Source organism: Brevibacterium sp. Lmc1 (genome assembly GCF_057654315.1).
The window spans coordinates 4096224-4119752 of the sequence record NZ_CM172803.1 but is presented as its reverse complement, the minus strand read 5'-3'; the positions used below and the strand labels follow the sequence as shown (position 1 = coordinate 4119752).

Below are 23529 nucleotides of genomic sequence, written 5' to 3'. Positions count from 1 at the left end.
TTCGCGGTCACTCTGCCAGCGCGCCGGCGGCGAGCCGGCGAACCACCTCGGTGAGGTGATGGAGACCCGAGACGAGGTCCTCGTCCTTCGTGAACTCGGCCAGACTGTGCGAGACCCCGTCGACGCTGGGAATGAAGAGCATGACGGTGGGCACTTCGTCCTTCATGTTCGTCGAATCGTGCCCGGCCACGGTCATCACCTTCGCCGAGGTGAGTCCCAAGTCCTCGGCAGCGGTGCGTGCCAGTTCGACCCCGTCTTCGGAGTACGGGTTCTGATCCCAGCTGTGCTCGGCGACGATCTCGATCTCCACGCGATCATCGGCGCTGACCTGGGCGATCGTGGCCATGAGCTTCTCATGGGCGGCGGCGATCACCTCGGCGCTGGGGGAGCGCAGATCGAGCAGCAGGCTGACCTCGCTGGCGACGACGACCGGAGAATTCGGGTAGACGGTGAGCTGACCGCACGCAGTATGCAGGGCACCGGGCTCGAAGTCGTCGACGAGTTCCCGTGCGGCCACGACCAGGCGGGCCGCACCGAGCAGGGCATCCTGACGATCGGCCATGAGCGTCGACCCGCTGTGCGCCTGTGCGCCGGTGACCTTGAACTCGTACTTGTGCGCCGCCCACGTGGCATTGACCAGCCCGATCGTCACCCCGTCCTCTTCCATGCTGCGACCCTGCTGGACGTGGATCTCCGCATAGGAGGCGATCTCCGGGACCGTGAAGTCTCCGCGCTCTCCCAACTCGTCGAGCGCCTCGGCGACGGTGATTCCAGCAGCATCACGCGTGGTCAGTGCCGCTTCCAGCTCGGCCTTGCCGGTGAAGACATTCGATCCCATCATCGACGGCTTGAACCGGGAGCCCTCTTCGTTGAACCAGTTGACCACGGCGAGGTTGAACTTCGCCTTCGATGGGTCCGCTCGCATCTCATCGGCGATCGCGAAACATGCATGCGCCGAGGCCATCACCCCGTAGGCGCCGTCGAAACGGCCGGCCGTCGGCTGCGAATCCATATGCGAACCAGTCAGCACATACGGGGCCCCGGGCGCGAGTTCGAGGAGCCCGAACTGATTGCCGATCGGATCCCGGTGCACGCTGAAACCGTGCTTGACGAGCAGCTCTTCGAACCATTTCCGCTGCTGACCATCGGCCGCGCTCGCCGCCTGCCGGTCGACTCCGTTCGTGCCCTCGACGGCGCCGAAACGCGAATGCACGGCCCAATCGGCGAGGAACTCGGCTTCGCGATCGGCGTTGATCAGAGAGGGTGAAACGGTCATAGCGGGTCCTTTCGAGAGGTGTCGCGGGCGGGTGGGTTGCGACTGTGCGGGGGAGGTGTGCGGCGCCGGCAGTGCCGGTGTCAGGTCGGTGGTGCCGGGTGGGCACCCAGGATGGATCAGGCGGTTTCGTCGGCGGCCGGCGGCATCGTCGCCGGATCGATGAGCACATGGATGAGGGCGGGCCCGTCGTGGGCAAGGGCCCGGTCGAGCGCCGGCCCGAATTCCTCCGTCGTTTCGACGCGTTCCCCGTGCCCGGTCGGCCCGGTTACGGAGGCCCCGTCGCCGTTCATGGACGCTTTGCTCGCCGAGGCGGCCCCGGAACTGCTGAGATCGAATGCCGACATCCACGCCGCGAAGTTCGGATTGACCATGCGCGTGCCCGAGGGCCGTCCCGGATAGTGATTCTCCTGGTGAGACACGATCGTGCCGTACACGCCGTTGTCGACGACGATGATGAGCGGTGATCCGCCGTGGGCGAAGGCCGTGGCGATCTCCTGACCGTTCATGAGGAAGTCCCCATCGCCGCAGACCGCGACCGCACGCCGCTCCGGGTACGCCAGAGAAGCGGCCACCGCGGCGGGAACGGCGAGACCCATCGCCCCGTTGCGGGCTCCGACGAGGCTGGACGGGCGCTCATGCCGGATGAACCGGTGCCCCCAGATCGTCGCATTGCCTGCCCCGTAGGTGAGGATCGCCTCCCCGCCGAGGCGGTCATCGAGAATCCCGAACGCCACCCCGAGATCGACTCCGGCGCGGCCCGGATTCTCCGGTGCCGCCTCGGCGTCAGGGCGGTGAGCGGCGAACCGGGACTGCGCGTCCGCGCGTCCCTGCATCCACTCATCCGTCCGGTCACCGCGCAGCTGGTTCGCATCCCGAGCATCAGCGGCATCGGTCCTGGTCAGGGCGCGAGTGAAGGAGTCCGGGGAGGCGATGATGTGCTCATCGATGCGCCCTGCGTGCTGGGTGGCCTCCATATCGAGGGAGACGAGAACGGTCTCGGCGTCGAAGCCGATCGTGTAGCCGTCGCTTAAGACATCGGAGCGGGTGCAGTCGACGAAGATGACGAGGTCCGCCTCGGCGAAACCGGCCGCCACAGCATCGGCACGACCGTAGCCGAGCCAACCCGCCCACGCCGGTGAGGAATGCGGAATCGCATCGTAGGCGCGCCAATCGCAGAAGATCGGCACCCCCGCCGAGGCGGCCAGACCGGCCAGCTCGACTCCGCAGCCGTTGTGCCACCCATCCCCGCCGAGCACGAATGCGGGACGCTCGGCCGCCGCGATCCGCGAAGCCAAGCCATCGATGACGGCGGGGGCAGGGGTCGGTGGGGCCACCTCGGGGAGGGTCGGAGTGGGGGCCTCGGTGAGACGGACGAGGACATCCTCGGGCAGGCCGACGACGACGGGCCCGGGGCGACCGGATGCGGCGATGCGCAGGGCATCGGCGGTGATCTCACCGGCACGGTCCTCATCATCGATGGTGAGCACGCGCTTCGCCGTCGAGGAGAACCACTCGGGCAGGCTGAACTCCTGGAAGGATTCGCGGGAGCGATCGTTGAGGGGGACGAGGCCGACGAAGAGGACGAGCGCGGTTGCATCCTGCCAGGCGGTGTGGACAGCGATCATCGCATTCGCCGCCCCTGGACCGCGGGTGACCATGGCGATTCCGGGACGGCCGGTCAGCCGGGATTCGGCCAGCGCCATGAACCCCGCACCGCCCTCCTGCCGGCACACGACGGTCTCGATCTTCGCGTCATACAGTCCGTCGAGGACGTCGAGGTAGGACTCACCGGGGACCGCGTAGACGCGCTCGATGCCCGCGCTCTCCAGAGTGTCGACGATGAGGTGGCCGGCGGAACGCGACATGGTGTGGGTGTCCTTTCGACGATCGAACGGTGTGAGGTCCGGGGCTCCCGGCCCGGTGCTGCGCTGGGTTCTCAGCGCTGTGCGAGTCTCAGTGTTTGAAGCCGGGCAGGTCGACGCTCATCCGAGGAGCGACAAAGCCGGCGAACGCCGTGAACAGGGAGAGGAAGACGAGCATCGCGGCGGCCGGCCACCAGTGGTCTCCGGCGGAGGCGACGAAGCTCGTGGCCAGCAGCGGGATGAACCCGGAGAGCATGCCTGCGGCGTTCTGCGCCATGCCCACACCCGTGTAGCGAGTGGTGGCGGGGAACAGTCCGGTGAGCACGGTGCCCGATGCCGCGTAGGGCAGGGACAGAGTGGACACGGCCAGGGTCATGGCGATGACGACGAGGACCGGGTTGCCGGACTCGAACATGAAGAACGCGGGAACCGCGACGATCGCCGAGGCGATTCCGCCCCAGAGGATGACCTTCGAGGCTCCGAACTTCGTGCCCAGGGCACCGCCCCAGATCAGGGCTCCGATCTCGACGGCGGCGGCGACCATGCTGCCGAGCAGGAGGAGCGAGTCGTCGTAGCCGAGGACGTTGACGCCGTACCAGACGCAGAATGCAGTGACGAGGTAGAAGCCGCCGACGCCGAGCAGAGCCGCGGCCATGCCGATTATGATCTGCTTCCACGAGTCACGGAAGGTGGTGCGGATGGGGCTCTTCTCGACCTCGCCGGACTCTTCGAGCTGACGGAAGACCGGGGACTCTTCGAGGCGGGAGCGGAGGTAGACGGCGACGACGAGCAGCGGCAGGGCCACGAGGAATGGGATCCTCCAGCCGAACGAGTCGAAGCTGTCCTGTGAGAACACCAGGGTCATGATGAAGAAGCCGCCGGAGGACAGGATTGTGCCGATCGGGGAGCCGATCTGCGGGATCGCTGCATAACGGGCACGCAGGTGGAGCGGGGCGTTCTCGACGACGAGCGTCATCGCGCCCGACCATTCGCCGCCGACGAAGAGACCCTGGAGGATGCGCAGGAGCACGAGCAGGGCGGGGGCGGCGAAGCCGATCGCAGCATAGGTCGGCAGGAGGCCGATGAGTCCGGTGACGACGCCGATGCCGATGATCGTGATGAGCAGGACCTTGCGGCGCCCGATCTTGTCGCCCATGCGGCCGAAGATCAGACCGCCGATGGGACGAGCGGCCAGCCCGACACCGAAGGTGGCGAAGGAGGCCATGGCGGCGGCCGTGGCGTTCTCGCTGGTGAAGTACTGGACGTTGAAGACCAGGGCGGCCGCTGCCGAGAAGAGGAAGAAGTCGTACCACTCGAGGGCGGTGCCGATCAGGGCGCCGGCGGCGACCTTGTTCGCGTCCTTGATGCTCAGTTCCGTCGTGGCGTTGAGCTCGGCGGACGCCGTGGTGTTCTGCTCGCTCATGGATTCTCTCCGTCGAGTCCGGGGACCTGGGCCTGGTCGGCCGTGTCCGGGTGCGGGTGGTGCAGCGGTCGATCGTTGCGATCGACCGGCAGGTATCGACCTTACAGAGTGCCACATGTCCAGATCCAGGCACATTTGTCGCCGAAAAGCGAGCAGTGCTTGTGCAGATGCACATATTCTGGAATGTGTGATGGATGAACAGGATGGAATTGCGGGCACACGACAGCTTCGGGACCGTCCGGAGCCCGGAGACGAACGCCGGTGGCTCGAGCTCCTCGACGCTCTCGATCTCGACGAGCTGACCGATCGGTTCATGACCCGCGTCGTCACGGTCTCCGGCTACGATCCCGCACCGATTCCGGTCTCGGAGCTGCGGCGGACCGGTCGGCTGTCCTTCTCCACCCTCATCGAGGGACTGCGCGCCGGTGGGTTCGACGGCCCCGTGGCGGTGTCGACGGAGGTCGGGGTCTCCCGGGCACGGGCTGGAATTCCGCTCGAGGCGCTGATGACTGCGATCCGCCACGACTTCAATGTGCTCTGGGAGGTGCTCACCCGTGTGGCGAATCAGGAGGATGCCGAACTCGTCATCCGGCACACCGGCATCGTCTTATCCACCGTCGACGAATACGTCTCGCAGGTCCAACAGGCCTATACCGCCGAGCGCACGCGGATGCGGGCGGAAGAGGATTCGGTGCATGCGGGCCTCATCGCAAGCCTCTTCGATGATCCCGATCCCACCGCGGAGCGCCTGTCGAGGATCGCGACCGGGCTCAGTCTCGATGTGGATTCTCCGCTGCTCGTCATCGCCGCCACCGGGGACGACGTCCGGGCGCTGCGGGTGATCATCTCCGATCATGCCCGCGCGGGCGGGACCATGTTCACGCACCACCTCGGCGAGGTTCTCATTGCGTTCACGCAGGTTCCAGGTGGTGCGGGACATGCTTCCACTCCATTCGGGGGCGGAACCGGTCATTCGTTGGGGGCGCTCGCCGGCAAGATCGCCGAGGCCAGGGTGGGGTATGTCCGCGCCGACGGGATCGGCACCCTGCGGCGGTCGGCGCTGACCGCACGTGACCTCGCCGATGTCATCGCCGCTGATGAGACGACTGCGATGACATGGCGCAGCGGGTGGGCGCGGTTGGCCGCACGGTCGCTCAATGCCGCCGGCAATCCGATCCTCGCCGATGTCGAGTCCGCGCTGGCCGCCTGTGGTCCGGTTGAGCGGGAGCGCCTCATCGAGGCGGTGCAGGTCTATCTCGCTTCGGGGAGCATCGGTGCGTCTGCCGCGCAGTTGTTCTGCCATCGCAATACTGTGGCCAATCGTCTGCGCCGCTTCGCCGAACTCACCGGGGTCGATCCGACGATCCCCGCCGAGGCGGCCCGCCTCGTCGTCGGTTGGGCGTGATTTCGCGATCTGGGAGTCATCGGGCGACCACGGCCGCATCGTTCATAGCGGCCCTCGCTTTTCGAAACCAAGCTCCGTCGTTCAAGGCGGCGCGCACTTGTCGAAAGGTGCACAGTTCGACATCCGCGCTGCGGCTTGAACGACGCCCCGCGATCACTTCGAGGGCCGAGTGTGACGAGCCTGGCTCGAGTTCTCAGGCGGAGCTGATAGAAGTCAAGTATTCAACCATCGTCGGACGATGCCTTCAAGGCATCAGAAGAGAGGCACCGTGAGCACGTCGACAAATGACCGAGTCGGCCATCTCGGGTTCATCCACCTCGTTCCCTTCGATCGCGATGATCCTGGTCGCGGCCTGGCCGAGGGTATCGAACTGTTCCGCTTCGCCGAGGAGCTCGGGCTCGACAACGGATGGGTCCGAACTCGGCACATGCAGTCCGGTCTGCCGTCGCCGGCAGTGTACTTCGCTGCTTTGGCCCAGCACACGCAGCGGATCGGGCTGGGCAGTGCGGTGATTCCCGTCGGTCATGAGAATCCGTTTCGACTGGCCGAGGATCTCGCCGTTGCCGACGTCCTCTCCGGAGGCCGGGTTCTGGCTGGTTTGAGCGTGCATCCGCCCGCATTCGCCGAGGAGGTCAATGACATCGTCCATGGTGAGGGATGGCGCGGCGAAGACTACAGCTACGCGCGCATCGAGCGTCTGCGTGATCTCCTCGCGGGAGGCCCGGTACGGGAGAAGCCCGAGTACAAAGGCTTCGGCGGGGACATCGATTCCGAACGGGTGGAACCGCATGCGCCCGGACTGAGCGATCGCCTCTGGTATGGAGGGGGATCGCTGCGCTCGGCCAACTGGTCGGGCGAGGCTGGATTGAACTGGCTGATGAGCAACATCACCTCGGCAGAGGACGGCATCGAGGACTTCTCTCTCAACCAGGTCAACCAGATCGAGACTTACCGCGAATCGCTCTCTGGTGAGAATGGACGAGTGAGCCTGGCACGCGTGATCGTTCCAACCGATAGCGCGAGTCCGGTACAGGCGGCCAAGTACCGGAAGTACGCGGAGGAGCGGACTCCGCGGACGAAGCAGGTCCACGGGAAGAACACGATCATCGCACCGGACCTGCTCGGCTCGACCGAGGAGATCGTCGACTACCTGCTGTCCAACCCGGCTTTCCAGGCTTCGGATGACTATCTCTTCGAACTTCCGTTCGAGTTCGAGCTCGATGACTGGAAGCACATCCTCCACCAACTTGCCACTGAGATCGGCCCGAAGCTCGGGTGGACGCCAGCAAGCTCTTAGACGTCTCCCTCGGTGGGCACTGTCCGCCGCTGTTCGCTGCCTCGCTGCCTCGCTGTCGACGCTTCGTTCAAGGCTTCGCTCTTCGACCCAGCCTCGATCAAGGCGCAACTCAGTCCTCGAAAGGCGCACGGGTCGATGTCTGCGCTCTGCCTTGAACGAGCCTCCTGGGGGCGTCGACTGCTTGAGCACGGCCCCGATTCCGAGCGGGTCGGCGCATCAGGGGATCACCGCGATGCCGACATAGCTCTGCCCGTGCGGTCCGGTCAGAGCGACAGCTTGGCCGTCGACGCTGAGCACGAATCGCCCATCGGGCTCGATCCCGAGTGTCTCGAGCTGAGCGCGAGTGTCAGGCAGAACGCCGGCGCCCTCATTGCTGATCCACACGACGTCGTCGCGCGATTGCATGAGCGAAGCGAAGCGGGCACGCGCCTCGGCGTCGACATAGGCCAGCACCGCACTGTGGAAGACGATCGGTTGGGTCTCGGCTGGCACCTCGGCAAGCAGGGTTTCGACGGTGTCGAGCAGGTCGCCGCGGACGAGGTGCGGGGGATCGGCGGCCGCGACCGAGGCAGCGGCGAGGAGGCGCTCCCGTCTCGACTCATGCTCCGGCCAGATCAGCGAAGTCAGCCATTCCCGCTGGTCAGCATCGGTGATATCGAGAGGATTGAGATCGATTCCGGCCCGCCACGCGACCTCGGGGAGGTGGTCCGGGACCGTGGAGTTCGTCAGTACGCATTCGAGCACGACCGGGCTCGGACCGTCCGCAGGGTCGAGCGTCGCCGACTTCTCGGAATCTGAACCGGACGACCCGGCCGCCTCGGTGACGGTGAATCGGTAACTGTACCGGTCAGGGTAGAGGCAGAGCCCCGCTGAGGCGCCTACCTCGATGAGTGCAAGCGGTCCTGGAACCCGTGCGAGTGCTGGAAGGAGCGTCGCGCAGCGACCCGCCTCATTCGTCTGGGTCGACCGGGCGAGCATGAGCTCGCGGACCTTTGCCCAGTGATCAAGCAGCCATGCACGCAGGTCAGCATAGGAGCCTTCGCCGGCGCCGAGGTGGCGGGCTGCGCCGAAGAGCAGATTGGCCTGGCGCTTCGGTCGGGGCAGTTCGAGCAGGAGCGAGAGAATCTCGTCATCCGCGGCCACTCCCTCGGCCCATGCGGTGTAGATCGGGGAGGTGCCGGCCGCTTCGAGGCGGGCGAACTTGCCGTAGTAGTCGCGTAGAGTCTCGGCTTCGAGTTCCGTCATCGGCTGCATGTCGCCCTCCTCGCAATGGTATCCGCGCCTCAGTGACTTCATCGTACTGACCAGTTGCCCGACGGCGAGCGGGCAACCGAAACGTCGTTCAAGGCGGAACGCGGATGTCGAGTCGAGCACGGTTCGACATCCGGGCGCCGGCTTGAACGAGCCGATTGAAGTCCCCGTCCCGGTATTCGGTACTTTTGCTGCGAACGCTAGGTCAGCCGCCCGCGCTGTCGTAATGTGTTGCCATCATGCGCCGACGACCATGTTCGCGGCGCATCCCCGCGCCACCATAGCGCTGCCATTGCGCCACCACCGTGGCCCGACTTGATCGAAGGAGATCCCATGTCATCCGAGGTGAGCCCGCCGACCAGCGGACAGACCCCCGCCGATTCGGCACTGGAGAAGAGGACCCTGCGCAAGGTCCTCATCCGTCTCATCCCGTTCGTCATCGCGATGTACTTCATCAACTACCTCGATCGGACGAACATCGGCATCGCCGGACCGGGCGGAATGAACGAAGACCTCGCGATGAACGCGACCCAGTTCGGGTTCGCCGCAGGCATCTTCTTCTTCGGCTACCTCATCCTCGAAGTGCCCTCGAACCTCGCTCTGCACAAGTTCGGCGCCCGCATCTGGCTCGCCCGCATCCTCATCAGCTGGGGCGTCGTCGCCGCAGCCATGGCATTCGTGCCCAACCACGGCTGGCTCTACGTGCTGCGGTTCCTTCTCGGAGTCGCCGAGGCGGGATTCTTCCCGGGCATCATTCTCTACCTCACGTACTGGTTCCCGACCTCGATGCGCGCGCGGGCCACGGCTCTGTTCATGCTCGCCATCCCGCTCTCCAGCGTCGTGGGTTCGCCCCTGTCGTCGTGGCTGATCTCCAGCGGCAACTCGATCTTCGAGAACTTCGCCGGCTGGCGCTTCATGTTCATCATCGAAGGCGTGCCCGCCGTTCTCCTGGGCATCATGTGCATCTTCTACCTCACCGACCGCCCGCGGGACGCGAAGTGGCTGAGCGCCGAAGAGCGCAACTGGCTGCAGTCGACGATGGACGCCGAGGAGAAGAGCAAGGAAGAGACCTTCCACTACCCGGTCCGCCGGTCGCTGCTCCAGCCCCGCGTCTGGGCCCTGTCATTCGTCTACTTCGGCATGGTCTACGGCCTCTACGCCATGAGCTTCTTCCTCCCGACGATCATCGCCGGCTTCCAGGAGTCCTTCGGCGTCGAGTACTCGATCGTCGAGATCGGCCTCATCACGGCCATCCCCTATGTCTTCGGTGCCCTGGCCATGTACTTCTGGTCCCGGCACGGCGATCGCACGGGTGAGCGTGTGTGGCACGTGGCCATCCCGCTGTTCGTGGGCGGTGTGGCGATCCCCATCGCCCTCTACCTGTCCTCACCGTTCACCACGATGATCGCCGTGACGATCACCTGCATGGCGATCTGCGCCGCCCTGCCGACCTTCTGGCCGCTGCCGCAGACCTTCCTCGCCGGTGCCGGTGCCGCCGCGGGACTCGCGCTCATCAACTCGCTCGGCAACTCCGCGGGCTTCTTCGCCCCCTACATCACCGGTTGGCTGGCCGATCTCACCGGAACCCAGAATGCCGGCATGTGGGTCGTCGGCGCGGCCATGGTCGCCGCCGGCATCGTCACCCTCATCCTCCGGGCCGCACCCGCTCCCGATAACCTGGACGTGACGCTGAAGTGACGGCCCGCCGTCCGCCTTCGACCCACCGATCCGAGGAGCAGAATTGACGACTCCGACGTCCACCGCACCCGACTTCCCCGCCCTCGACCCGGTGGCGCTCGACGACCTCGCGGCGAAACTGAGTCCGGGTGCGCTGACGACTGACCCGGATGTCATCGACGCCCACTCGAGCGACGAGGCCCTGTTCTGCCCGCGCGAGGGGGCGATCGCCCTGGTCAGGGCCGCCTCGGCGGAAGACGTCCAAGAGGTCATGGCCTTCGCCAGCGCACATCGGGTGCCGGTCGTCCCGCAGGGGGCGAGGTCCGGGATCTCGGGAGGCGCGAACGCCTCACCGGGAGCGATCCTGCTCAACGTGTCGAAGATGAAGGACGTCGTGGCCGTCAACGAGGCAGAACGTCTCGTCACCGTCCAACCGGGCATCATCAACCAGGACCTCAAGGACCACCTCGCCCCGTTCGGACTGTCGTACCCGCCGGATCCCGGATCGGTGGCACTGTCATCGATCGGTGGGAACATCGCGACGAACGCCGGGGGACTCTGCTGCGTGAAATACGGTGTCACCAGGGACTACGTGCGCTCACTCAAAGTCGTACTCGCCGACGGGACCATCACCACGCTCGGTCCGCAGACGGCCAAGGGCGTGGCCGGACTCGATATGCGCCATCTCTTCATCGGCTCCGAAGGCACCCTGGGCATCGTTGTCGAAGCGACGCTGCGCCTCGTGCCCGCCCTGCCCGAGCCTTTCACCGCGATCGCGACCTTCCCGGATGAGCGCAGCGGACTGCAGACCGTCGCCGACTTCATGGCCGGCGGCGGAGTGCCGAGCCTGTTCGAATTCCTCGACGGGGCCAGCCTGCGCATGCTCAACGACTACGGCGACTTCGGCCTCGACGGCGATGCCGGGTCGATGCTCATCATGCAGGTCGACGACAACCCGACCGATGCTGAAGCCGCGATGTCGACCTTCACCGAGGTGGCCCAGCGCTGCGGTGCCCTTGACGTCGCTTACTCCGATGACCCGAGCGATTCCGCGGCTCTCATCACGGCACGGCGCATGATCCAGCCGGCCTACGAGAAATTCGCCAACGCTCACGGCGGCGGTCAGCTGCTCGACGATGTATGCCTGCCGCGCACCGCCGTGCCCGAATTCTGTGACCGTCTGGCCGAGCTACGGTCATCATCCGGACTCGAGATCGCCCTCGTCGCGCACGCCGGCGACGGAAATATGCACCCATCGGTGTTCTTCGACTCCGGCGATGCGGCCGAGACGGCGAAGGCCGAAGGTGTGTTCGCTGAGATCATGCGCATCGGCCTCGAACTCGGCGGTACGATCACCGGCGAGCACGGGGTCGGGTTCCTCAAGCGTGCTTGGCTGCCGAACGAACTCGACGAAGGATCACGACGGATCCAGCTGGCCGTGAAGAACGCGCTCGACCCGCTGGGCATCCTCAACCCGGGCAAGATGCTCGCCGAGATCTGAGCGCAGTCGGACCGCCAGCAGAGGGCCCATGAGCTGCCGAGGCGCACCCTCGAAGCAGGAGGCCGGCGGTCTTTCCATCGTCAGCCGGTGGCGAGCTCGCGCAGGGCTGTGACCGCATCCTCGATGAGTTCCTGCTGCGGGTGGCCCGGATCGCTGATCGCGTGGATGAAACGGATCGGTTCGGGCGCTGTCAGCCGGATGATGGCCACCCCGGGAGGCAGGGGTTCGACACCGAGCCGCGGGAGAATCGTCAGACCCAAGCCCCGACTGACCATGTGCAGGGCCGTGGCGAAGCTGTGAGCCTCGTGCTTGAAGTGCACCGCCACCCCTGCGCGTGCGCATGCGTCGAAAAGGATGGTCCGGCACGGACCGTCGCCGGTGTCGTTGTCGATCCAAGGATGATTCTCCAGCTCGTCGAGGCTGACCTCCGGACGCGAGGCCAGGGGGTGATCGTCGGGCACTGCGACCACATACGGATCCTCGGTGAGGAAGTGGCTCTCCACTTGCGATGGGAGCACGGGATCCTCGGAATCTGAAATCACGACCTGGACATCGGAGTGGAATTCGTTCCAGGGGCCCTCTGCCAGGTTGAGCTGCACGGCGACATCGGGATGGCGGTTCTCGAGGTAGGAGACGAGTTCGGGCATCCACTGGGTGCCGGCCGTGCCGAAGTACCCGATCGACAGGCGTCCGATCCGATTCTCATGCAGGTCCGAGATGCGTTGGCCCAATCGCCCCGAGCTCTCAAGCACGGAGTCGACGTCGGACATGATCGCCGAACCGGTGTCGGTCAGGCACAGGCCGCGTCCCTGTCGCTGAAACAGAGTCAGACCGGTCTCCTGTTCGAGAGTTTTGAGGTGATGGCTGACCGCAGACGGAGAGAGACTGAGATGCTGTGCGGCGGACCGGACGGACCCGGTGAGTGCGACCGATTTGAACGACTTCAGGTGGGCAACGTTGTACACAGTCGAACCGTACGCACATCACGGACAGTTGTGCAATAGTGTGCGCTTTTCTTTCACGATCATGCGACGAATAATCGTTCCTATGAACAGATCAGCCCTCAGTCCTCGAGTCGCGAGTCCAAATCCTCACCAGATGACAGCGCCCCGCGTCCTGCCCTGGATCGCTGCCCTGCTCACCATGACGTTCTGGGCGTCATCATTCGTCGTCATCCGCGATGCCGGCGAATTCTTCTCACCTGGTCCGATGGCGCTGCTGCGCGGCGCGTCCGCGGCTGTGGTGCTCTCCGCGTGGATGCTCTTCCACCGCCCCCGATTCCCCTCCGGCAAGGTCGTCTGGCTGATTCTCGTCCTGTGGGGAGTCGCCTGGTTCTCTGCCTACGTCGTCGTCCTCAACGCTGCGGAACGGTCGATCGATGCAGGAACCGCCTCGATGATCGTCAATATCGCACCGCTGATCATCGCCGTCTTCGCCGGCCTCGTCTTCGGAGAAGGGCTGCCCAAGCGCCTGCTCATCGGCATCTTCGTCTCTCTGCTCGGAATCGGGCTGATCACGGCAGCCAGCTTCACCGGCTTCTTCACCGTCGGCGGTCTCGTCCTCAGTCTCGTCGCCGCAGTGCTCTACGCCGCCTGCGTGCTGCTGCAGAAGCACTTCCTGTCCGGAGAGGACTCGGTGACCGTGACCTGGATGGGAATCCTCATCGGCGCACTCGTCAGTCTCGTCTTCGCCCCCGGCCTCATCGACGAGGTGGCCACGGCACCCATCGAGATGACGCTGCAGATCATCTACCTGGGAGTCGTACCGACCGCTATCGCCTTCAACCTCTGGGGATATGCGCTCAAGCATCTGCCGGCAGGTCTGCTCAGCTCTTCGAGTCTCCTCGTCCCCGCGATCGTCGTCGTGATGGCCTGGATCGTTCTCGGAGAGGTCCCGCCTCCGCTGGCCGCAGCGGGCGGTGTGCTCTGCCTGGCCGGGGCGGCTGCCGCGATCGGGCCGCAGATCATCGGAGCTCTGCGACGGTCGCCGGCTCAGCCCGGCAAGGTCTGAGAGTTCAGTCAGGCAGAGTCTGAAGGCTCGGTCGAGCTGGGTCTGAGGGCTCAGCCCTCGGCCTTGCCCTGACGCCAGTAGCCCATGAACGCGATCTGCTTGCGGTCGACCCCGACTTCCTGGACGAGGTAGCGGCGCAGACGCTTGACCGGTCCGGCCTCTCCGGCGATCCAGGCATAGAAGGGGCGGTCATCCTTCTCCGTCGCACTCGAACTGCCTTGAGCCGCCTCGGTGAGGGCCGCGGGAACGTCCCAGAGGATCTCTTCGTCGATGTTGACATCGTCGAGTTCCCGGACCTGACCATCCGGCCCGCCGGCCGACCCTGCCGCTCCGGCTCTGACGGGGATCCGGGTCTCCGACCGCACCGCCTCGCGGACGGCAGGTTCGAGGAGCTGACCGAAGTCGGCCTCCCCGCGTGGCAGCCATTCGATCTCGAAGCCGGTGGGAGCGGTGATGTCGATGATGTCCTCGGCGCTCGGGACTTCGAGAACGGCCTTGCCCTGCGCCTGGCTGTCCTTGAGTGAATCGAGGATCGAGGCGATGGCGGGCACAGCCGTCTCGTCGCCGGCGAGCAGGATCTGGTGGGCATCTCCCGGGGCGAACTCGATCCCGGCGCACGGAGTCTCCGAGGCACGGGAGGGGCCGATGATATGGAGGCGGTGGCCCACCTCGGCGGCTTCGGCCCACTCGGCCGCCGGGCCCGAGTGGCCGTGCTCATCGGTGTGGAGGACCATGTCGATGACGAGTCTGCGCTTAGCATCGTCCCATTCGCGCACGGTGTAGGTGCGCATCGCGCCGCGCTCCTCGGGGCTGACCTGCAGCCAGGCCTGGTACCAGGACACTCCAGCGGCTTCCTGCTCGGTGAGGAATGCCGGCAGATCGAACTGCGGCGAAGCGGCACGCCGAGGAGGGATGACGAGTTTGATCCGCAGATCACGAGGGTGGGTGTTCGGGCCGAATTCCTCGAGTCCCGCACCCCCGAAAGTCACCCGACGGAAGGACGGGCTGAGGTCTTCGACGGCGAGGACCTCTGCTTCGAAGGCACCGATGGGGGCTCGTGACACTGATTCTCCTTCGCATCCCCAGGACCATGTGGCCGTGAGGGCGTCCCCGCGGGGACGCGTTGTGTTCGTGTGTGCAGCTGTCGTGGATATGTCAACATCCGCAACGCTACTCTACTCTAATTTAGTAAGGCTAGCCTTTCCAAATAGTGCTACGGTGGTCCCGGCGTCACTACAGGCGCACCAGTTCCGTCCCTGCGGGGACGCCCACCGAAAGGCTCTCGATGCGTCGTCGTCAGCTCCTTGCCCTGTCCGTTCTCGCCCCGTTCGCCCTCGTCGGCTGCCGCGGCGAAGCCGATGGCGATGCGGGTGACGGCGCTTCCGGCGCTGCGGGCAGCGTCCCGAACTTCACGTATTCGCCCGAAGGCTATGACGGGCTGACGATCGAACTCGACCGCCCGGCGAAGCGCATCGCCGCGGACTTCTATTCGGCAGCCGGACTCGCGCAGTACGGAATCACGCCGGTCGCGGTCTTCGGGTTCGGACAGAACGAGTCCCCGGGCAAGTCCTTCGACTCGGAAGGAGTCGAGGTCGTCGGCACCGATATGGAACTCGATATCGAGGCCCTCGCGGTTGCCGAGCCGGACATCCTCGTCGCCTACGGCAATGAGGCCGGCGACGGGTGGACCTGGTGGGACGAGAAGGTGAAAGGTCAGGTCAGCGAGCTCGTGCCGTTCGTCCCGGTCAAACTCGGCGGGCAGGGTCCCGACGCGATGTTCGCTCAGTACGCGGCCATCGCCGAGGCGCTGGGCAAGGACACAGACACCGGCGCCATCGCGGACAAGCGGAAGGCCTTCGACGACGCTCGGGCACGCATCCGCAGCGTGGCGAAGAAGCAGGACCAGCTGACTGTGCTGCTGGCGAACTTCACCGCGGAGATCAACTACACCTCGAACTCCTTGGGCATCGCCGAGATGCTCAACGAGGACGGGCTCACCCTCGTCGGCCCCGACGCCACAGGCGAGAGCAGTTGGGCAGAAGTCTCCTGGGAGAAGATGTCGGACTACCCGGCCGACGTCGTCCTCGTCCACGACGCCTCGACCGACTACGAAGACAACCCGGTGTACAAGAGCCTGCCCGCAGTCAAGGAGGACCAGCTCGGCACCTGGGACGACAAACGCGCCTACACCTATGACGGCTACGCGAAATGGCTGAACGAACTCGGCGACGTCCTCGAATCCGCTAAGAAGATCGTCAAGAGCTGAGGCCCGCACCCCGCCGGGCTACGATCGGTGCATGACCGACCTGCCTGACGAACTCAGCACCGACGAGATCATCCGATCCCTCGCATCGGATGCCCCGACCACATGGCTCCGCTCCACCCCCAACGAGGCGGCCCTGCCCGACCTCGGCGACGTGATGGATTCCGCGGCGGCCCGGTTCGACCGCTTCGCCCCCTGGTTCGCAGAGACCTTCCCGGAGACGGCGACCGTTCCGGCCGAGCTCGCATCGGCGTTTCCAGACGTCAGCGGCGGAATGATCGAATCGGCTCTGGTTCCGGCGCCTGCGGCGCAGCACCGCCTCGACGGTCTGTTCGGATCCGAGCTGGGCGGACGGCTGTGGCTCAAACGCGACGACTCCCTGCCGGTGAGCGGGTCGATCAAGGCCCGCGGCGGCTTCCACGAGGTGCTCGAATTCGCCGAGGCGGTCGCCGCCGAGCACGGACTCGACGCTCTTGATCCCGCCACCTATTCGACTCGTGAGTTTCAAGAGATCGCCGCGAACCACCGCATCGTCGTGGGCTCGACCGGCAACCTCGGGCTGTCGATCGGGATCCTGAGCGCTCGCCTCGGCTTCGCCGCCTCGGTGCATATGTCAGCCGACGCCCGGGAATGGAAGAAGACGATGCTGCGCGACCACGGGGTCGACGTCATCGAACATGCCGGCGACTTCGTCGAAGCCGTCGAAGCCGGCCGTGCCTCGGCACTGGCCGCCGAGAACACGCACTTCGTCGACGACGAGGACTCCGTGAGTCTCTTTGCTGGATATTCGGTGGCTGCTCTGCGGCTGGAGCGCCAGTTCGCGGCCGCCGGAGTGACCATCGACGAGCAGAATCCGCTCACCGTCTATCTGCCGTGCGGAATCGGTGGCGGACCCGGGGGAGTGACCTTCGGGCTCAAACGGGTCTTCGGCACTGCGGTGCGCTGCATCTTCGTCGAACCGAGCCAGGCGCCGGCGATGTTCCTCGGAGTGCGCACCGGTCGGCACAGCGGCATCTCCGTTCAGGACATCGGGCTGTCCGGAGCCACCGCTGCCGACGGACTCGCGGTCGCCCGACCGTCACGCTTCATCGGACCGACGATCGGGCCGCTCATCTCCGGGTTCGCCGCGGTTCCCGACGAGGTCATCCGGGCGGGAGTCGGCGTGCTCCACGAGACCGAAGGCATCGATGTCGAACCCTCCGCGACCGCCGGGCTCACCATTCCGTGGCGGATGGGCGAGGCGGCGGCTCGTTCCGCGAACGGGGTCCACCTCGTGTGGCTCACCGGTGGGGCGATGGTCCCCGGCGACGAACGCGCCGCCTACGTCGACAACGGACTGGGACTCGTCGAACGGATCAGCAGCCCCGCCTCGGCGATCTTCGTCGACTGAAGGGCGTGCCCCTGGCCGGGTCACGCGGCCTCGGTCACCAGTCCCAGGGGTCGTCGTTGACGGTGATGACGATCTTGCCGTCGACGATCTCGGCCGTGCCGTTGAGGTCGAAGGTCACGGTGTCATCGAAGGGTTCGGACTCGTCGAACATGTCGTAGCTGCCGGTCACGAGCGCCTCACCGGAGGTGTCCGAGGAGATCAGCCACGCCGGACCGCCGTTCGGACCGGTCGCGTCCTCGGGGTTCGAATACTGGTCGGCACCCATGGAGTCATCGGCGACGGTCACCGTCGGATACGACGAGATCGACCAGGTGAGGCCGGTGGCGTCGTAGCTTTCGGCCAGCGAGGATCCGAACGGACACCCGTCGGGCTGGGCGACCGTCTTCTTCGCGCAGCTGTCGATGAGAGTCTTGACCTGCTTGTCGACCTCGCTGCGGAACGCGTCCGAGGGGTGGGCGGCGAGCAGCGGCGTGTCCTCACCCTCCATGTTCGCATCATCGCCGAGGAACGCCCGCACCTCGACCGCGTCTGCGGTGATGAGATCGGACTTCTCGGCCAGGTCGATCGTGTAGAGACCCGGGAAGGCCGGCAGGGACAGTGTCGACCCGTCGCTGTCGACGTCGATCCCATTGACCTTGACCTTTTTGAGGCCGGGAGTGTCGACGGTGAGAGTGAGCAGGTCGGGACTCTTGAGCGCCCAGTCGTCGAAGAACAGCGCCTTCTTTCCGGCTTTGTGCAGGGTCAGCGTGCTGTCGCCCTTGGAGCCGCCGACGTCGTAGGTGACCGCGACCGTCGCCGTGTCTCCGGAGATCTCGGCATCCTCGACGGTGACATCGTCGGGCAGTGCCTTGGAGCCGCCGAGGACATCGTTGGTCAAAAGGGTCCGTGACTCCTGCGGAACGTCGACGTCGGCGACCTCGAGGGCACCCTCGGCGTCACCGTCGGAGAGCTCCGAGAAGTACTTCTCCACCGTCGCCTCGGGACCGAACATGTGCCCGTTGAGCTGGGTGACGACGATGAGTGCGGCCACAAGGAGGAGGACGGCACCACCGGCGACGACCGAGACGAGCGTCGTCTTCTTCTTGTCGAAGGGCTTGGCCGGGCCCGCGTACGGCTGCGGCGCATACATCCCCTGCGGAGCCGAGTTTGACTGCTGCCCGGCTGAGCCCTGCGGCGTCGAATAGGCCGGCTGGTCGGCGACACCCTGCGGGTAGGCATAAGGCTGCTGGTCGGACGGGGTCGGATGCTGCTGCGGACCGACCGGACCAGAGAACTGCTGCGGACCCTGCTGGAGATGGGGCGGCTGGCTCTGCGAGCCGAACGCGTCCGGCGGTGCGGGCGGCCCCTGATGGCCGGCGGGCCCCTGCGGTCCGAACCCACCCGCCCCGTGTGGTCCGATTTCGCCGGGTCCGGGCGCGACCGGCGGTGGCGTCGGAGCGGCGGCGTGAGCCAGATCGGGGTGGACGAACGCGAACTGCGGTTCGCTCATGCCCAGGTACGGACCCCAGTGCGGGTGCACGGTCCGTCCGGCGGCGATCCGTGCCGCTGCCGGGAAGGTCAGGGCCAGACGTGGGCCGAGGGTGCGTGAAAGCACCTCGATGATCCCGCCCCAGAGGGCGAAGATGAGGAAGGTCCAGGCCAGGGGGCCGATCCCCGCACGGGCCGCACCGGACCCACCGAAGAACATGGCCGCCTCGGCGGATCCGGACATCGACAGGTTCGCCGGAATGGCCAACAGCGACAGCAGACCCCAGACGAGGCAGAACGCCACAGGCAGCTTCCACGCGCTCGACCACTGCTGCTTGTCCTGCTCGATCACGGTCCAGGCCGGACGCCGGGTGACGGTGGCGACGATCGTTGCGATCAGCACGGCGGCCACGACGACGAGCAGGCCCAGCCATAGCAGCCCGGGAGCGTCGCGGCTGAACATGGTGAGGCTCTCGGAGAAGGTGTCCGAGTACAAGCCCAAGTCGCCTTGGGCGGTGGCGCTGATTCCGCCGAGGTGGGTCAGCGACGTGAGGATGAGGCCCATGTTGACGAACGTCAGCGGCACCAGCTGGCCCGGCATCTCGACGGACAGCGGCAGGACGAAGAGCGCGACGATCGAGAACACGGCCACGGTGAGGGCGAGGTGGATCCAGGTCACCAGCAGAGGCGGAACAGCCCAGCGCAGGAATGGTGCACCGATCGCCTCGGTGCCTTTGAAATGCCCGGCGACACGACCGGCGATGCTCGTGACGAGGATGACGAGCAGCGGGAGGAAGAACGATCGGACGGTGACCGCCGAGAAGGTGAAGGTGAACGATCCTTCCTCTTCGAAGGCGGAGGCGCGAGCGGCGAAGATGACCTGGAGGAGGAAGAGCACGAGCGTCATCGCCAGGGTCGCGACCCCAATGCGGATCCACGTGGACACCCGGTTGGGCGCGGGGGAGCGGCGTTCGCTCAATTTCGTCATCCACCACAGCAGGCCCACGGTGACGATGGTGACCACCAGAGGTGCGCCGGTTGTGAAGATGCCCAGTTGGGCGTTGAAGCTGTCAGGGGCGTTGATGTCCAGGCGCAGCGCCGCCGAACCGAACAGCGACAGAGCCATGAGGATGAACGGCAGGGCGTAGTTGAGGCTGTCGAGGTTGAGGCCGGTCTCCTCGGTCAGCGAGTCGAACTCCGACATCGACGTGAGGATGACGGTGAGGATGATGGAGACGATGATGCCGCCGAGGAGGGCGATCCCCGGCGGGATCAGGGCCGTTTTCCACGTCGCTCCCTTAGCCAGCGCCGAGGCGAATTTCGACTTCGGGGCATTCGCCGGGTAACCCGGTGGCGCGGGGTAGGGCACAGGACCGGACTGGTAGGGGCCTTGCTGGTGAGGGCCTTGCTGATAAGGAACCTGTTGGTACGGGTTTTGTTGGTAGGGGTCCGAGCCTTGCGGGTAGGCGTCCTGTTGGTATGGATCAGGTTGGTGGGGACCGGGTTGATTCGACCCGGGCCATTGAGCGTATGGACCGGCGGCCTGAGGATACGGGCCCGAACCCTGCGGGGCTGCGCTCGCCTCACGGGGCTGAGGGCCCGTGTTCGCAGAGTCGCTCTCGGCTGCGTGCTCATACGGGTCGACTGTCTGCTCGGTGGTGGGCGTGCCGTCTTCCGGCGGTGCCCAGCGAGCGGACTCCTCGGTGGAATCCCCTTCGCCTGAATCGGGTTCATCGACGCCTGCAGAATCTGCTGAACCAGTCGTTTCGGAACTTTCGGCATCCGAGGAGACGGGGTCCATCACCTCGGTGGCCTCAGAATCCTCAGCCGCAGGACGGTCCGGAACCTCTTCTTCGGGACTCTCCTGGTTCTCGGCGGTCTGATCCTTCGGATCCTCGGCGGCGGTCGGTGTCGTCTCGTCGGATTCGTCGTCCATACCCAGTCCTCAAGTGCAGTTGCCCGACAGCTCCGCAATCTAGTTCAAATCGAAACAATCAACTGAGCAGATCAAGCATGTGTAGTTCACAACTTATATTAGGCTGTTAATGCAAGAGAAGTTCTATATTGGGACTTTTTCTGAAATACGGCGTGAGCGATCTGGAGTTACGGATGAGTACGAACCCTCCCGGGCGCGGGGACGAGGACGAATGGGACGTCAACGATCGATCAGGCAGCCAATGGTCATCCCCGCCTGGATCACAGCCAGGGCCGCAACCTGGCCCTCAGCCGGGTTCTCAACAGGGCCATCAGTCGGGCACCGGCTGGGGCGCGCCGCCTCCACCGCCGCCTCAGTCACCTCAGCCGCAGCGTCCCTATATCCAGACCCCGCACTCGCAGAGCGGACCGCCTCACCGCAACGGTCAGCCTCCCCACCAGCAGAGCGGACCCTCCCAAGGCCAGGGCGCCCAAGCCTTCCCTGTCGGCGGCCCAGCTGCCGCCGCTGGAATGCATCAGCAGCCCGGACAGCCCGCCTACCAACCGCCCCAGGGCTACGGTCCGGGACCGTATCAGCAGGCCGGACCGCCTGCACAGAAGAAGCGCGGCGGGCTGATCGCGCTCCTTGTCATCGTCGGCATCGTCCTCGCCGGAGGCATCGGATGGGGAGCGGCGACGTTCTTCTCGAAGGACTCCGAGGACCCCGCCAATGTCGCCTCCACCGATGAGCCGACGGACGCCGCCAGTGCTGACGGATTGGCCACAGCCAGCTCAGCGCCCGAACCCACCGAGGCAGAATCTGCACTCCCGGATGACCCGAAGAAGGCACTCAAACAGCTCGCTGACACCGACGGGCAGACAGCGAAGAGTGAACTCAACGGCAAATGGGTGCCGCAGCTGAGCTCAAAGCGAGTCGGACTCGAAGCCGAAGGGAAGACCTGGGACGAAGAATCGATCCTCGAGGAATTCGAAGGACTGCGCGAAGAGTTCCCCCGTGTGAAGCTCCTCTGGTCCGGTGATTTCAACAGCTTCAAGGAAGACAACTTCTGGGTCACCGTCGTCGGCATCGGCTACGACGATCCCGAAGACGCCCTGTCCTGGTGCTCATCGCACGGTCTCGGCCCCGACAGCTGCTATGCCAAACAGCTCAACACCTCCGGCGGCCACGACGGAACGACCCGCCTGCAGGACTGAGACCCCCGAGCTGGTCTGACCGACGACTCGATCGCCGAGGCGGCCCGCCCTTCTCCTGCCCAGATGGCATGACGTAGGGCCACCTGAGCGGCTCAGCCATGGGCGTGCCGCCGGTTGTTCACCGCGAACACCACAATGCCGATGACGAGCCAGATCGCCCCGATGACCAGGGCCAGAGGATTCGCGCTGACGAGCACGGCGATGAGCAGACCGGCGCCGATGACCGGAATGACGCCGTGGTTGAACCAGTTGGGAGTCTCGCTGCCCTGCTTCTTCACGAGGAAGTATCCGACCACCGAGGCCTGAAGGAAGATGAACGCCGTCAGCGCCCCGACGTTGACGATCGAGGTCAGCTGGTCGAGACCATCGGCGCGGGTCGCCGCCCACCCGGCCACGATGACATTGCCGCCGGCGGCCACGAGGATTCCCTTCCATGGAACACCGGTCTTCGGGGCAACCTCGGCGAGGAACTTCGGCACCTGACGGGACCGTCCCATGTCCATGAGGATGCGGGAGCCGGCGGCCTGACCGATCATCGCGGAAAACGCCGCGCCCACGGCCTTGGCCAAGGCGAGCAGCCAATGCAGCCACGGGCCGAGAGTCGAGTCGACGGCGTCATAGTAGGCGGCACCTTCGAGCGCGGGATCGGCCTGCAGGTCCGCCGGAGTCAGCGGTGAGAGCAGACTGCCCACCCAGGTCTGCGCGACGAAGAAGACACCGGCGAGTACGAGGCAGATGAGCGTGGCCCGGCCGACGATCCGGGGCCCGCCCTTGGCCTCCTCGGAAAACGTCGCGAGCGAGTCGAAGCCGAGGTAGGACAGGACGGCCACGGACACGGCCGCGAGCACCGCGGTCACGGAGAACGCATCGACCCCGGTCAGCGGCGTCAGCCATCCCCGCGTCGGGCCGTGCTGGATGAGGTAGGCGATGCCGAGGACGAGGACCAGGGCGAGGACGGCCACCTCGGCGAGGACGACCCCGGTGATCACGCGGGAGGCGACCTTGACCCCGGCGAGATTGAGCCCGGTGGTGAGGATGACGGCCACAGCCACGAACACCCAGACGGGCAGCGCGGGGAAGATCGAGTTCAGGGCGATCCCGGTGAACAGATAGGCGACCGAGGGGATGAACAGATAGTCGAGGAGGATCATCCATCCGGCGACGAAGCCGGCCGGTTTTCCGATTCCCGCCGAGGCGTAGGCGAACACCGTGCCCGCGCGGGGGACCTCCCGTGACATGCGCATATAGCTGACCGCGGTGAAGGCCATGACGATCGTCGCGACGATGTAGACCAAGGGCACGGCCCCGCCCGAGCGGGCATCGAGGGTGCCGAACACACCGACTGCGGCCGCGGGACCGATGAAGACGAGTCCGAAGAAGACGAGCTCGCTCAGACCGATCGTGCGTTTGAGCGTCCCACCTCGCGCCGAGGCGGCCGTGCCCTCGGGTGCGGAAGTCTGAGTTTCGCTGTTGGACCGGTTGGACCGATCATCGGAGGTCATATCGTCCATCGTGGTGCCCGTCTTTCGAAGTATGTGCTTCAACTCTACGCGCAGGTCATGGCGCGGTTTCGAGTCC

General features: G+C 65.8%; 16 protein-coding genes. 8 read left to right on the top strand and 8 right to left on the bottom strand.

The window, feature by feature from the left end; all coding sequences use genetic code 11:
- Positions 1-7: 7 nt before the first annotated feature.
- The 3 genes from AC239G_RS18430 to AC239G_RS18420 all read right to left on the bottom strand — a co-directional run bounded on the left by AC239G_RS18430 (position 8) and on the right by AC239G_RS18420 (position 4561).
- The gene (locus tag AC239G_RS18430; protein WP_487489489.1) at positions 8-1276 is read right to left on the bottom strand and encodes a M20 family metallo-hydrolase; all 1269 of its coding nucleotides are present in this window, start codon (positions 1274-1276) and stop codon (positions 8-10) included.
- A gap of 116 nt (positions 1277-1392) precedes the next feature.
- Positions 1393-3141 carry a thiamine pyrophosphate-dependent enzyme gene (locus tag AC239G_RS18425; protein WP_487489488.1) on the bottom strand — a complete coding sequence of 583 codons (1749 nt, stop codon included), beginning with the start codon at positions 3139-3141 and terminating at the stop codon, positions 1393-1395.
- 88 nt (positions 3142-3229) lie between these two features.
- Positions 3230-4561, bottom strand: a complete 1332-nt coding sequence (locus AC239G_RS18420; RefSeq protein ID WP_487489487.1) for an MFS transporter — start codon at positions 4559-4561, stop codon at positions 3230-3232.
- Between the two features lie 190 nt (positions 4562-4751).
- Here AC239G_RS18420 and AC239G_RS18415 point away from each other — a divergent pair, with 190 nt between their 5' ends.
- Complete coding sequence (locus AC239G_RS18415) at positions 4752-5966, top strand: RsbRD N-terminal domain-containing protein (protein ID WP_487489486.1); 1215 nt, start codon at positions 4752-4754, stop codon at positions 5964-5966.
- Between the two features lie 268 nt (positions 5967-6234).
- Complete coding sequence (locus AC239G_RS18410; RefSeq protein WP_376904442.1) at positions 6235-7263, top strand: LLM class flavin-dependent oxidoreductase; 1029 nt, start codon at positions 6235-6237, stop codon at positions 7261-7263.
- Between the two features lie 216 nt (positions 7264-7479).
- Here the strand turns inward: AC239G_RS18410 and AC239G_RS18405 are convergent, their stop codons facing one another.
- Positions 7480-8517, bottom strand: a complete 1038-nt coding sequence (locus tag AC239G_RS18405; RefSeq protein WP_487489485.1) for a DUF2332 domain-containing protein — start codon at positions 8515-8517, stop codon at positions 7480-7482.
- Positions 8518-8847: 330 nt separating this feature from the next.
- Here AC239G_RS18405 and AC239G_RS18400 point away from each other — a divergent pair, with 330 nt between their 5' ends.
- Together AC239G_RS18400 and AC239G_RS18395 are read left to right on the top strand one after the other, a co-directional pair.
- Entirely contained in the window at positions 8848-10212 is a 1365-nt protein-coding gene (locus AC239G_RS18400; RefSeq protein ID WP_487489484.1) for an MFS transporter, read from the top strand.
- 43 nt (positions 10213-10255) lie between these two features.
- Positions 10256-11692 carry an FAD-binding oxidoreductase gene (locus tag AC239G_RS18395; protein WP_487489483.1) on the top strand — a complete coding sequence of 479 codons (1437 nt, stop codon included), beginning with the start codon at positions 10256-10258 and terminating at the stop codon, positions 11690-11692.
- Between the two features lie 80 nt (positions 11693-11772).
- On the opposite strand, the gene AC239G_RS18390 is transcribed toward AC239G_RS18395, so the two are convergent.
- On the bottom strand, positions 11773-12657 hold the full coding sequence (locus tag AC239G_RS18390; RefSeq protein ID WP_487489482.1) for a LysR family transcriptional regulator: 885 nt from the start codon (positions 12655-12657) through the stop codon (positions 11773-11775).
- Positions 12658-12790: 133 nt separating this feature from the next.
- Here AC239G_RS18390 and AC239G_RS18385 point away from each other — a divergent pair, with 133 nt between their 5' ends.
- Positions 12791-13702 carry a DMT family transporter gene (locus AC239G_RS18385; RefSeq protein ID WP_487489481.1) on the top strand — a complete coding sequence of 304 codons (912 nt, stop codon included), beginning with the start codon at positions 12791-12793 and terminating at the stop codon, positions 13700-13702.
- 50 nt (positions 13703-13752) lie between these two features.
- Here the strand turns inward: AC239G_RS18385 and AC239G_RS18380 are convergent, their stop codons facing one another.
- Positions 13753-14766, bottom strand: coding sequence for a siderophore-interacting protein (locus AC239G_RS18380; RefSeq protein ID WP_487489480.1), 1014 nt, complete (start codon positions 14764-14766; stop codon positions 13753-13755).
- A gap of 221 nt (positions 14767-14987) precedes the next feature.
- Here AC239G_RS18380 and AC239G_RS18375 point away from each other — a divergent pair, with 221 nt between their 5' ends.
- Positions 14988-15968, top strand: coding sequence for an ABC transporter substrate-binding protein (locus AC239G_RS18375; protein ID WP_434592444.1), 981 nt, complete (start codon positions 14988-14990; stop codon positions 15966-15968).
- A gap of 31 nt (positions 15969-15999) precedes the next feature.
- Entirely contained in the window at positions 16000-17355 is a 1356-nt protein-coding gene (gene dsdA / locus AC239G_RS18370) for a D-serine ammonia-lyase (protein ID WP_487489479.1), read from the top strand.
- 34 nt (positions 17356-17389) lie between these two features.
- Here dsdA and AC239G_RS18365 read toward each other — a convergent pair whose 3' ends face one another.
- Positions 17390-20758, bottom strand: coding sequence for a zinc ribbon domain-containing protein (locus AC239G_RS18365; protein WP_487489478.1), 3369 nt, complete (start codon positions 20756-20758; stop codon positions 17390-17392).
- A 509-nt stretch (positions 20759-21267) separates the two neighbouring features.
- Between AC239G_RS18365 and AC239G_RS18360 the strand changes: the two genes are divergently transcribed.
- Positions 21268-21951 carry a flagellar basal body-associated FliL family protein gene (locus AC239G_RS18360; protein ID WP_487489477.1) on the top strand — a complete coding sequence of 228 codons (684 nt, stop codon included), beginning with the start codon at positions 21268-21270 and terminating at the stop codon, positions 21949-21951.
- A gap of 92 nt (positions 21952-22043) precedes the next feature.
- On the opposite strand, the gene AC239G_RS18355 is transcribed toward AC239G_RS18360, so the two are convergent.
- Positions 22044-23462 (bottom strand): APC family permease, encoded by a 1419-nt coding sequence (locus AC239G_RS18355; RefSeq protein WP_487489476.1) that lies wholly within the window; start codon positions 23460-23462, stop codon positions 22044-22046.
- Positions 23463-23529 lie beyond the last annotated feature (67 nt).

What these genes read in the sequence shown, in the direction of transcription:
- AC239G_RS18430 (WP_487489489.1), bottom strand. Translation starts at nt 1,276, where the DNA reads ATGACCGTTTCACCCTCTCTGATCAACGCCGATCGCGAAGCCGAGTTC.
- AC239G_RS18425 (WP_487489488.1), bottom strand. Translation starts at nt 3,141, where the DNA reads ATGTCGCGTTCCGCCGGCCACCTCATCGTCGACACTCTGGAGAGCGCG.
- AC239G_RS18420 (WP_487489487.1), bottom strand. Translation starts at nt 4,561, where the DNA reads ATGAGCGAGCAGAACACCACGGCGTCCGCCGAGCTCAACGCCACGACG.
- AC239G_RS18415 (WP_487489486.1), top strand. Translation starts at nt 4,752, where the DNA reads ATGGATGAACAGGATGGAATTGCGGGCACACGACAGCTTCGGGACCGT.
- AC239G_RS18405 (WP_487489485.1), bottom strand. Translation starts at nt 8,517, where the DNA reads ATGCAGCCGATGACGGAACTCGAAGCCGAGACTCTACGCGACTACTAC.
- AC239G_RS18400 (WP_487489484.1), top strand. Translation starts at nt 8,848, where the DNA reads ATGTCATCCGAGGTGAGCCCGCCGACCAGCGGACAGACCCCCGCCGAT.
- AC239G_RS18385 (WP_487489481.1), top strand. Translation starts at nt 12,791, where the DNA reads ATGACAGCGCCCCGCGTCCTGCCCTGGATCGCTGCCCTGCTCACCATG.
- AC239G_RS18375 (WP_434592444.1), top strand. Translation starts at nt 14,988, where the DNA reads ATGCGTCGTCGTCAGCTCCTTGCCCTGTCCGTTCTCGCCCCGTTCGCC.
- dsdA (WP_487489479.1), top strand. Translation starts at nt 16,000, where the DNA reads ATGACCGACCTGCCTGACGAACTCAGCACCGACGAGATCATCCGATCC.
- AC239G_RS18365 (WP_487489478.1), bottom strand. Translation starts at nt 20,758, where the DNA reads ATGGACGACGAATCCGACGAGACGACACCGACCGCCGCCGAGGATCCG.
- AC239G_RS18360 (WP_487489477.1), top strand. Translation starts at nt 21,268, where the DNA reads ATGCATCAGCAGCCCGGACAGCCCGCCTACCAACCGCCCCAGGGCTAC.
- AC239G_RS18355 (WP_487489476.1), bottom strand. Translation starts at nt 23,462, where the DNA reads ATGGACGATATGACCTCCGATGATCGGTCCAACCGGTCCAACAGCGAA.